Below are 1,674 nucleotides of genomic sequence, written 5' to 3' on the forward strand. Positions count from 1 at the left end.
TTGATACCCCTGTCCATTTTCATAATGCGAGGGTTGTTGTAGAGGAGGGGGCCCATATTGGGGCGCCGATAACAGGCTCTCGTTACGATGACGTCTATATCAAAGCTGAAGGCGACTTCACAGTAGCCAATAATGAATTAGTGGTTGATGGCTTTACTTTAGAGCTGCCGCAAGATTATAGCTTCGAGTCCATCAGAGTTCAGAACCAGGGGAAGATTACCACTCCCTATGCTTCTGAAACTTATATCTCTAGTATTACTTTAAGCGCTACGGATTTTTACATTAGCTCTAATTCATATATTGATGTAAGCAATAGAGGGCGTCGTCCAAATACCGGCGAACACTGGAAGTCAGGCGGTAGTTATGGGGGCTTGGGTGGTATGGATCCCTCATCGGGTGCTTCCGCTCCAATATTTGGCTCCTATGAGGCGCCGACTGACTTTGGCGTGGGTGGATTCGGGATAGATGAAACCGTTCAAGGTAGCCGCGGGGGCGGTGCTATTAAGTTAGTGGCCAGTAACCGATTTGAAGTGTACGGCGATATCCTGGCCAACGGTAACTACTCTCGCGACGTAGGTGGCGGTAGTGGCGGATCTATCTGGATTGAAGCTTCTGAAATTATTGGTAATGGTTACACCAAGATCGAAGCGTCAGGTGGGTATGGTTATTATGCTGCTTCTGGCGGTGGTGGCCGAATTGCCCTGTACTACGATTCGCTCAGTGGCTTTGATCCAGTTAGCTATGTGCATGCCATGGCGGGCCCGGGCACAAGTGGTGTCACTGCGTACGGTGGGCCAGGCACAGTCTACTTATATGATCGTTCATTGCCGTTAAACAATGGAAGGCTACAGGTCACAAATAGGAGTGAGAGCAGCTCTTACTTGCCATTCCGTATTGGTGAGTATTTTGATACCCCTGTCCATTTTCATAATGCGAGGGTTGTTGTAGAGGAGGGGGCCCATATTGGGGCGCCGATAACAGGCTCTCGTTACGATGATGTCTATATCAAAGCTGAAGGCGACTTCACAGTAGCCAATAATGAATTAGTGGTTGATGGTTTTACTTTAGAGCTGCCGCAAGATTATAGCTTCGAGTCCATCAGAGTTCAGAACCAGGGGAAGATTACCACTCCTTATGCTTCTGAAACTTATATCTCTGGTATTACTTTAAGCGCTACGGATTTTTACATTAGCTCTAATTCATATATTGATGTAAGCAATAGAGGGCGTCGCCCTAATACCGGCGAACACTGGAAGTCAGGCGGTAGTTATGGGGGCTTGGGTGGTATGGATCCCTTATCGGGTGCTTCCGCTCCAATATTTGGCTCCTATGAAGCGCCGACTGACTTTGGCGTGGGTGGGTTCGGGATAGATGAAACCGTTCAAGGTAGCCGCGGTGGTGGCGCCATTAAGTTAGTGGCCAGTAACCGATTTGAAGTGTACGGCGATATCCTGGCTAACGGTAACTACTCTCGCGACGTAGGTGGCGGTAGTGGCGGATCTATCTGGATTGAAGCTTCTGAAATTATTGGTAATGGTTACACCAAGATCGAAGCGTCGGGTGGCTATGGTAATTATGCTGCCTCTGGCGGTGGTGGCCGAATTGCCCTGTACTACGATTCGCTCAGTGGCTTTGATCCAGTTAGCTATGTGCATGCCATGGCGGGCCCGGGCA

Annotated in this window: 1 protein-coding gene; it reads left to right on the top strand. The window is 49.1% G+C overall.

The genetic code is table 11. From position 1 onward, the window contains the following. Positions 1-1,674: hypothetical protein (locus tag ACXAG1_RS16950; protein WP_475120335.1), on the top strand; the 1,674-nt coding region annotated here is incomplete at both ends.

This window comes from Microbulbifer sp. ABE4_465 (genome assembly GCF_056160765.1).